Annotated in this window: 8 protein-coding genes and 1 pseudogene; 1 reads left to right on the forward strand and 8 read right to left on the reverse strand. The window is 68.8% G+C overall.

The features are described from left to right. Positions 1–7: 7 nt before the first annotated feature. The 7 genes from JF597_RS02625 to JF597_RS02655 all read right to left on the reverse strand — a co-directional run bounded on the left by JF597_RS02625 (position 8) and on the right by JF597_RS02655 (position 6,680). Positions 8–979 carry a VlmB-like protein gene (locus JF597_RS02625; RefSeq protein ID WP_293988067.1) on the reverse strand — a complete coding sequence of 324 codons (972 nt, stop codon included), beginning with the start codon at positions 977–979 and terminating at the stop codon, positions 8–10. 61 nt (positions 980–1,040) lie between these two features. Then, entirely contained in the window at positions 1,041–1,568 is a 528-nt protein-coding gene (locus JF597_RS02630) for a flavin reductase family protein (protein WP_293988070.1), read from the reverse strand. A gap of 47 nt (positions 1,569–1,615) precedes the next feature. Beyond that, a complete protein-coding gene (locus tag JF597_RS02635) occupies positions 1,616–2,107 on the reverse strand; it encodes a hypothetical protein (protein ID WP_293988073.1) in 492 nt (163 codons plus the stop codon). 30 nt (positions 2,108–2,137) lie between these two features. Then, positions 2,138–2,620 carry an SRPBCC family protein gene (locus JF597_RS02640; RefSeq protein ID WP_293988076.1) on the reverse strand — a complete coding sequence of 161 codons (483 nt, stop codon included), beginning with the start codon at positions 2,618–2,620 and terminating at the stop codon, positions 2,138–2,140. Between the two features lie 2 nt (positions 2,621–2,622). Then, positions 2,623–3,912: an aspartate aminotransferase family protein gene (locus JF597_RS02645; RefSeq protein WP_293988079.1), complete on the reverse strand. Its 1,290-nt coding sequence runs from the start codon at positions 3,910–3,912 to the stop codon at positions 2,623–2,625. Between the two features lie 58 nt (positions 3,913–3,970). Continuing rightward, positions 3,971–5,110, reverse strand: a complete 1,140-nt coding sequence (locus JF597_RS02650) for an acyl-CoA dehydrogenase family protein (RefSeq protein WP_293988082.1) — start codon at positions 5,108–5,110, stop codon at positions 3,971–3,973. Between the two features lie 25 nt (positions 5,111–5,135). Further along, positions 5,136–6,680, reverse strand: coding sequence for an aldehyde dehydrogenase family protein (locus tag JF597_RS02655; protein ID WP_293988085.1), 1,545 nt, complete (start codon positions 6,678–6,680; stop codon positions 5,136–5,138). Positions 6,681–7,024: 344 nt separating this feature from the next. On the opposite strand from JF597_RS02655, the gene JF597_RS02660 reads away from it, so the two are divergent. Further along, complete coding sequence (locus tag JF597_RS02660) at positions 7,025–8,038, forward strand: DUF2156 domain-containing protein (protein ID WP_293988088.1); 1,014 nt, start codon at positions 7,025–7,027, stop codon at positions 8,036–8,038. A 23-nt stretch (positions 8,039–8,061) separates the two neighbouring features. Here JF597_RS02660 and JF597_RS02665 read toward each other — a convergent pair. After that, positions 8,062–8,451, reverse strand: a pseudogene (locus tag JF597_RS02665) (transposase); the annotation flags it as partial. Positions 8,452–8,728: the final 277 nt, after the last annotated feature.

Below are 8,728 nucleotides of genomic sequence, written 5' to 3' on the forward strand. Positions count from 1 at the left end.
GGCCCGCTCAGCCGATCCGCATGACGGCGGGATCGAGGCCCATGTACGCGAAGCGGCTTTCGGCCATCTCGTCGGTCCACCGCTCGGCGAGGTCGTAGCGCTCCCCCGGTGTGGTGTCGAGGAGCCGACGGCCGGGGAACACCTCGTAGTCCGCGATGAGTTCGGCATGCTGCCGCATGCCCTCCTGGAAGAGTTCCTCCCGCTCCAGGACGTACTTGCGGTCCGGGATCCGCTCCCAGAGCGTGCGGCCGCGTTCCAGGATGTCCATCAGCCGCGGGCGGTAGTCGGGGTGCCGCAGTAGGTGATCGCGGACGATGGTGCTGCCGACCGAAAGGTGGCGGATCTCGTCGATGGAGGCGCCGCGGGCGATGGCCCCGGCGGCTGGGTCCAGGACGTTCCACTTGCGTTCGCTGAGCTCGGCGGCAGGGGCCAGCACACCCTCGATGACGATGGTGAACACGGCGACCCCCCCGGCGAAGTCCTGCTCGTCCCGCACGGCGCGCAGCGCGAAGTCCAGGATCGGATCGACGACCTCGCGGGTGTAGTCGGTGGAGACCTTCGCCACCGTGGCCTCCAACTCGGCTGCCGGTACGCCGAGTTCGAGAAGGTGATTGCGGAAAACCATGGCGTGCCTGGCCTCGTCCAGGAGTTGGGTGGCGAAGAACTCCAGGCCCGCGGTGTCGGGGGCGCCAGCCACGTAGTGGGCGAGCACCTTCGTCGCCTCGGTCTCGGCGACCGACCGGCAGCCCAGCTCCATGATGAGCGCGTCGCGCAACGGCCCGCCCTCACGCATGTGGGCGGGGGTGGGCTCCTCAGCGGTGTGCCCGGTGACGGCCCGGCCGACGAGGGTGCCCTGGGCGACCCCGCCGAGCCAGTACGCCAGATCGCACTGCTGGGGCGTGAGGTTGAGGTTCATCGCGCCGTCGAGCAGTCCCGGCGCCGTGTCCCAGCCGGTCTCGGCGGGAACATTGCTGGTCATGTCGGTTCCTCTCGTCATATGTCGGGGTCGGACGGGACAGGGGCGGGGCGCCGGACGGCGGTCAGTCCAGCGCGACGGCGAGGGCACCGGTCACGCCGCGCCGTCCGCGCCGCCGCGGGACCTCGTGGAACTCCGCGCCGTGCAGCGCGCCCTCGAAGCTGATCAGCGGGGTGCCGCTGCCGTGCCGACCCGATTCCACCGTGCCGAGCAGCAGTTCGTGGTCGCCGACCGTGAACCGACCCGAGACCCGGCAGATCAGGTGGGCGAGCGCGTGGCCCAGCAACGGAAGACCGGTCTCCGGGTCCGGCGCCCAGCCCAGCGGCTCGAACTGAGCAGCACCGAGGGGCCGTTCGGGGTCGGCGAACCAGTCGGCGAGCAGGGCTTGGCGGCCGGACAGCACGTTCACGGCGAACCGGCCCGAACCGTAGGCCAGTTCGAGCAGGGCGGAGTCCGGACGCAGGCCGGCCGCGACGACCGGCGGGTTGCGGGAGACCAGTCCGGCGGCACTGACTGTGGATCCGTGCACCCGGCCGTCGGCGCGGGCTGTCAGAACGGTGACGCCGGTGGTCAACCGGAGTGCGGCGCCCAACCCTTCGTCGGTCGACCCCGCGTCGGAGCCCGCCGTCCGGCGGCCGCTCATGTGCGGGCCGCGGTGACGCCCGCCCCGGCCGTCTCGTGCGCGCCGCGGCGGCGGTACAGTTCGGCCGCGAGCCGGGTATAGGCCGGGTTGGGCTCCGGCTCGAAGCCCAGCGCGAAGGGCTTGAGGAAGTTCCCGAACACGCCCCGGTCGGCGAACAGGTGGATCGGAAGGACCAGAAGGGCCCACTCGGGCTTGTACACCAGCATCCAGATCCCGGCGACCACGGTCTGCGTGATCAGGCTGTGCATGGTGTTGTAGGCGATGTAGTAACCCTTGGCGACCCGCTGGCCCGGGCTGCGCCGATAGGCGACGGCCCCCGGGATGTAGCCGATCAGGTCGATGTAGACGAAGAGGATGACGGCCGGTATCCAGCGCACCTCCCCGATGTGGGCGACGAACAGCCCGATGGTCACCGCGAGCCCGACGAGGTACTCGGCGCGGTGCAGTCGGTAGGTGGTGGGGGTCTCGAACGGGTTGGCCATGTCCATGGCTCGGCTCCTCAGCTCACGGGCGGGTGGTCAGCGGTCGGCGGTCGCGGTCGGCAGAAGCTCCAGGTCGCCCTCCAGGCGGACCGAGTCGTGCAGCCCGACCACGGCCCACGCCACGGTCTCCTTGATCACGCGCTCGGCGATCGGGTCGAGGATTCCTTCGAGACTCTCGATGCCGAAGTCGAAGTCGCACTCGAAGTGCAGGACCGTGTCGGCGCCGTCCGGGCTCAGCGTCCAGTGGCCGTGGAAGGTCTCGAAGTCACCGTCGGTCTGCTCGAACTCGATGCGCAGGTCGTCCTTGAGGAACCGCTCGGTCTCCGACCACTGGAGCAGCCCACTGCGGAACAGCAGCTCCCAACTGGAGGCCCCGGTGGCGCTCGGCCGGGTCTCGGTGACCTCGGTGGCCTGTACGTGGGGTGAGAGTTCGGGATAGCGCTTGAACTGCACGACGTTCTCGAAGACGGTGCCCGGGTCCGTGCCGTGGATCACCGCGTCCAGAATGACCTTCCGCATCTCTACCGACCGCCTTCCGGCATCCGGGCGCGCTCAGCGAGGAGGTCGCGCGTGGCCTTGTCGAACGCTTCGAGCAGGAAGGTGACGTCGGCGTCGGTCAGGATGGCGGGCGGGGTGAACCTGGCGACCGCGCTGCCGTTCATGGAGTGGTTGCCTACGACACCGTGGTTGAACAGCTCGATCAGCAGTTCTCCGGCCAGTCCCGCCTCCACCATCTCGATGCCGATCAACAGGCCCTGGCCGCGCACCTCCTTCACCAGGCCGGGCAGGTTCTCGTGCGCGATCCGGGACAGCTCGGGCAGCAACCGGCCGCCGAGCTCGGCGGCCCTGCTGACCAGCCGCTCCTCCTTGACCACCTCGATCGCGCCCTGCACCGCGGCCATCAGGACGGGGGCGCCGGTGAAGGTGCCGGTGTGCAGATAGGGATCCTTGTCGAAGGGAGCAAAGGTCTTGCGGCTGGCGAGCGCCGCCGACACCGGCATCACCCCGCCGCCGAGCGCCTTGCCGGCGAGCAGGACGTCCGGGCTGACTCCGTACAGGTCCGCGCCCCACCACTCACCGAGCCGACCCATGCCGGTCTGCACCTCGTCGAGGATGAGGAAGCCGTCGTACGTGCGCACCAGGCGTTCGACGCCCGGCAGGTAGCCGGCGGGCGGCAGGATGACCCCGCCCTCGCCCTGTACCGGCTCGACGATCACCGCGGTCTCGCCCGGGTGCGCGCTGAGCACCTCCTCCAGTGCCTCCAGGTCGCCGAAGGGGATGTGCGTGACATCGGCGAGCAGCGGCCGGAACGGCTTCTGGTAGACCTCCTTGGCGGTGGCCGACAGCGCACCGAGGGTCTTCCCGTGGTAGCCCATCCGCATGGAGACCAGGCGCTTCTTGCCGTTGGCACGGGCCAGTTTGAGGCCGGTCTCGACGGCCTCGGCACCGGAGAGCGCGAAGTGGATGCGGTTGAGATGGGCGGGGACGACGGAGGACAGGGCCTCGGCAGCCCGGCCGACCGTCGGCTCCAGCAGGATGCGGGTAGCGATGGGGTGGGTCTCGAGCTGCCTGCGGACCAGCTCCATCACCCGGGGGTGCCGGGCGCCCATGACGAAGACGCCGTAGCCGCTGCAGTTGAGGTACTCCTTGCCGTCGCTGGTGCGCAGCCTGGCACCGGACGACTCGACCTCCATGTGGCTGCCGAACAGCTCGGCGACGGTGGCGCGGCCCTTGCTCAAGTGCTTGCGGTACAGGCCCAGGATCTCGGCCTCCGTGTCGACCGTGCGGTCGGCCTCCACATAGGTGGTCATACTCGCCCTCCTCGGGCTGCTGGCACGTGGACTGATGGGGGACGGTGGCGAAAGCGGCTCAGGAGAGCAGTAGGGGGCCGCCGGCGAAGTACTCGACCAGCGCCTCTGTGGTGCTGGTACGGGACGGTGGGTGGAAGGCGAGGGGCCGCACGGCCGAGGAGAGGTAGGCGATGTCCGGCGACTCGATGAAGGCGATACCGCCCAGGAGTTCGACGGCCAGGTCACTCACTGCGGCCAGCGCCTTCTGGACGGCGAACCGGGTGACGAGGACGGCGGCCACCGCGTCGTCGCCGGCGGCACCGTCGTCGACGGCCCGTGCCATGCCCTCGGTCAGCGCGACGGCCGACTCCAGCTGGACGGCGAGTGCGGCGCGGTCACTCACGCTGCCACGGCGCCGCTCCAGGACGCGTTCGGTCAGCGTGGCGGCGACCCCGACGTAGGCGGAGGTGACGAGCAGTTCGAACCAGACGAACGCGGCGGTCTGCAGGTCGTCGAGGCGGCCCGGATCCTCCGGGGTCGACCGGATCACCTGGTGCTCCGGGACGAAGACGTCCTCCAGCCGCACCTCGTCGCTCTGCGCGGCGGCGAGGACACCGGTCCCCCAGAACGGGTGCAGGGAAACGCCCGGGGCCTTCGCGGGCACGAGCAGGATGACCAGCTGGGGGTTGCCGTTCTCGTCGGGGAGGAAGGCGCTCGCGGTGAGCAGATCCATCGAGCCCGACAGACTGCACGGTTTCTTCGCACCGTTGACCAGAAAGCCGCCCTCGGTCGGGGTGGCGACGACCGTGGGGGCGAGGATGTTCTGTTCCGTACGACCCTCCGCCCACCCCGAGGCAAGAAGCATCCGCTCCGGTGCGATGCGGTACAGCACCTCGGTCTGCTCGGCTGTCGCCGCGCCGAGCCGTTCGGCCAGTTGGAAGAGCATGGCCACGGTGAAGTTGTGCATGGTGGCGCCTGCCGCGAGGGACGGCGACAGGGCACCGATGGCCCGGGTGACCTGCACGGCTTCCAGGGCGTGGACGCCGAGGCCGCCGTACCGGGTGGGCACGAGCAGGGCGGGGCCGCCGTGTGCCCGGAAGATGTCGATCACGGGGCTGCCGGCCGCCTCACGGGTCGTGAGCGGTTCCTCCGCGAGGGCCTTGAGCAGGCCGGGGTGGTGGCGTTCGCAGGCCGCGCGGGCCAGGTCGAGGGAGCGCATCAGGGACTCCTGACTCGGGTGTCCGTCAGTTTTCGAACATGGCCACGCGCGGTGAGATCCCCTTGCCGAGGCTCACCCCCTGCACGTGGGAGGTCTTGAGCATGGGGTAGTTGCCCTCACCGAACGCGCCGCCGGTCAGCCCCGTCCCGCCGTGGGTGGGGACGACGGGCAGGAAACCGATGTGGGAGTCGTTGACCTTGAGCAGGCCCGCGTTGCGCACCCGAGTGACGAAGCGGTCGATGACGTCGGCGGAGCGGGCCCAGAGCGAGTTGCGCAGCCCGTAGTCGTTGCCGTTGACGAAGTCGATGACGTCCTCGAGCAGGGTGGCGTCGGCGGTCGGGGCCGGGACGACGACGGGCAGCAGGGGGAAGAACGTCTCCTGGCGCACCATGTCGAAGGCCGCCGACTCGGCCATCCCGTCGACCCGTACGACGGTCGGTTGGAGGAACTGGCCGGCCTGGGAAGGCGTGCCGTCGAGTTCCACCCGCCGGCCTCCGCAGACGAGCCGGCCGCCCCGGTCGAGGGCCTGGCGCAGCAACGCGAAGAACCGCTCACTGCGCCGGACCGGCGACAGCAGAACGTCGGGGTCGTCGGGGTATCCCGGGATGATGGCCTCGGCGGCGGACTTGAGCCGGCCAATGAGTTCGTCGGCGATCTCGGGGTGCACGATCACGCAGTTGGGCACCATGCAGATCTGGCCGGACCCGTAGAAGGCCTCGCAGATCGCCTCCACGGCGGCGGAGATGTCGGCGTCCTTCCATACCACCAGGCTGTCGTTGCCCGCGAGTTCGAGGATCGGCTTCTTGCCGCGGGCGACGCACTCCTGCTCGAACCTCAGCCCGGCTTCGCTGGCGCCGAAGTACATGATGTCGTTGACCCGCGGGTCGTCCAGCCAGTGGTCGATGATCTTCTGCGGGGTGCCGCAGACAATGTTCAGGGTGCCGGGCGGGGCCTGCATCTCCTCCAGGAGCGGTACCGCCAGCTCGCGCAGGATATAGAGCGTGCTCAGGGCGATGCTGCGCGGGGCCCGGACGATCACGGCGTTGCCGGCCATCAACGGCAGAACCGCAAGACCCGAGTTGGGCACCGGGGCGTTCTGCGGCGGGTTGATGGCGACCACCCCGTCCGCCTGCCGGCGTACGACGAGTCTGCGGCCGAGGAACTCGCGCTCGGCGTGCATCTGCTGCTCGTACCAGGCCAGGCTCTCCTCGCTGTACGCCTGGATGAGGCAGGTCAGCTCCCAGCGGGCCAGCGTGACCGGGTGGGCCTCGGCGACCATGATCTCCAGGATGGTGTCCCGGTGCTCGATGAGCTTGTCCCGGAACCGGGCGCCGAGCCGCAGCCGATCGGCGAGCGGAGTGCTGGACCAGGCGTCCACGGCGGCGGCCGCGGCCTCGGTGGCCGCGACGACGTCGGGCATACCGATCACCCCGCAGCGGCCCACCACGTAGGAGTGCTGTGCCGCGGCGGAGCGCGGGTCGGGATCCTGCTCCAGCGCGCGCTTGAGACTCACGCTGGTGAACACGTCCTCAAGGAGGGACTTGGAGCTGACCGTATAAACCCAACCCATACCCTCAATATCTTTTCCTCCGACATAAGAGTGGTAACTGAGCAGGGGTTTGGCACGCCCTTTCGTCACCTGATCAGGGCCGCTGGAGATTTCACGCACTGCCACGATCCTTCTCTCTTGCGCCAAGTGGCCTTTCGACGTCCGAGATCCTGGCAGAGGGCCCCTGATCCTGCGCTGACATCGGTCTGACCGGAGTCCCCGCTGACCACTCGTTGACGCCGCACTGACATTTCGCTACCCGTTTTCGAGGCACTTGCGGAGTGTGCGGGCGCATGCCATAGTCGCCACCCTCCGGCTGGTATCAGAATACGGCACCCCGAACATTCCAGAGCGAGGTTGATGGTATGATCGAGAGCGTCATAAGCGACGAAGCAGCCTCCTTCGATTTTGTGTACAACGCCATCCGCGATCACGCGGAGTCCAACAATCCAAGCTCATTCCTCGCGGTCAGTCAGGGGAATTCTTACTTCACCCTTCCGGGCCGCGACGGAGTGATCGTCTATCGTCCGGCCGGGCCCTATCTGGTACAGTTCGGCGGCCCGTTCGCGCCCGACGAGTGCTATCGCGAACTACTCGACGGATTTCTGCTGTTCGCGGCGGACCGGGGATACCAGGTGGTCTCCGTCCAGCTGCAGGAGCGAGACGCCCGGATCTACGCCGAGCGGGGCTTCACGGTGAATCAGATCGGCTCCTCGTACGCGGTCGACCTCACCACGTTCACGCTGTCCGGCACTCGGTTCATGCAGCTTCGGAACAAGATCTCGCGGGCCTTCCGCAACGGACTCACCGTGATCGAGGCGGACTACGAGGAATGGCGTGAAGCGATCGTCGGCATCGACCGGATGTGGCTGCCGCTGAAGGGCGAGGGCGCCAAGCAACTGGAGTACCTGGTCGGCCAGTGCGGCGGGCCCGCGCAGCGGTACCGCCGGTTGTTCCTCGGCCTGATCGACGGCGCACCGGCCGGCTATATCCTCTACTCGCCGGTCTACGGCACCCGGCCCGGCTGGATGCACGACCTGAGCCGACGGCGGCCCGATCTGTCGCCAGGGTTGATGGAAGCAATCAACAAGACCGCCATCGACGCCTTCCTCCAGGAGCAGGTCCCCTGGCTGCACTTCGGATTCACGCCCTTCACCACCCTGGACGAGAAGGTGGAGATGCCGGGCAGCAGCGCGGCCTTCCGGTGGTTTATGCACTTCTTGTGGGAGAACGGCAAGGACGTGTACCCCGCCGCCACCCAGCTCGCGTACAAACAGAAGTGGAATCAGAGCCTGGTGCTCACCGAGTACGTCGCCTTCCAGGGCCCCGCCAGCGTCAACGCGTTCGTCCACATCTTCCGCGCCGCCGGCGCGCTGTGACCCAAGGAGTCTCAATGACGAAGTCAAGCCGCCTGCGTGACCGGTGGGGCGGGGGTGAACACCCGATCGTCACGCAGAAGCGCCCACAGCACGCTGGTCCGTCGCCGTGCCGGAGCGATGACGGCCTGGACGTGCTTGCCGCCCTCGCCACGCTTCTTGAGGTAGAAGTCCCGGTTGAGCCCCTCGCGGATGATGCTGGTCTGCGCGGACATGTAGAACACCCGGCGCAGGCGGCGGCTGTAGCGCTTGGGGCGGTGAAGGTTGCCGGTGCGGCGTCCGGAGTCGCGAGGCACTGGCACCAGGCCGGCCGCCGAGGCCAGGTGGCTGGCGTCGGCGCAGGCCGTGAGGTCGCCTGCGGCGACGACGAACTCGGCGCCGAGTATCGGGCTCTCATCGACCGCCGCCGCCCAGTGATGCCCCTTGCCCGCGTCGATACCGGCCCAGACCCGGGCCCGTCGCTCGCCCACTCGCCCCTCCTCGCTCCGAACAGCATGCCGTCGACCCGAGGAACACCCCGCTGTCATCTCCGTAAAAAGCGACCGGAGCGCACATCTCAATCAGGAAGCCGGAGGTCCTGCGGTCCTCGCCCCGAGTGGGGGAAAATCGGGGCACGTCCGGCCGACGTCGTGGCCACTTGGCGTGTCCGAGCCCGTCAATCAGCAGGACGCTGGGGACCTGCTTGTCAGGCGC

The sequence above is a fragment of the Streptomyces sp. genome, from assembly GCF_019510245.1.
GTDB lineage: Bacteria > Actinomycetota > Actinomycetes > Streptomycetales > Streptomycetaceae > Streptomyces.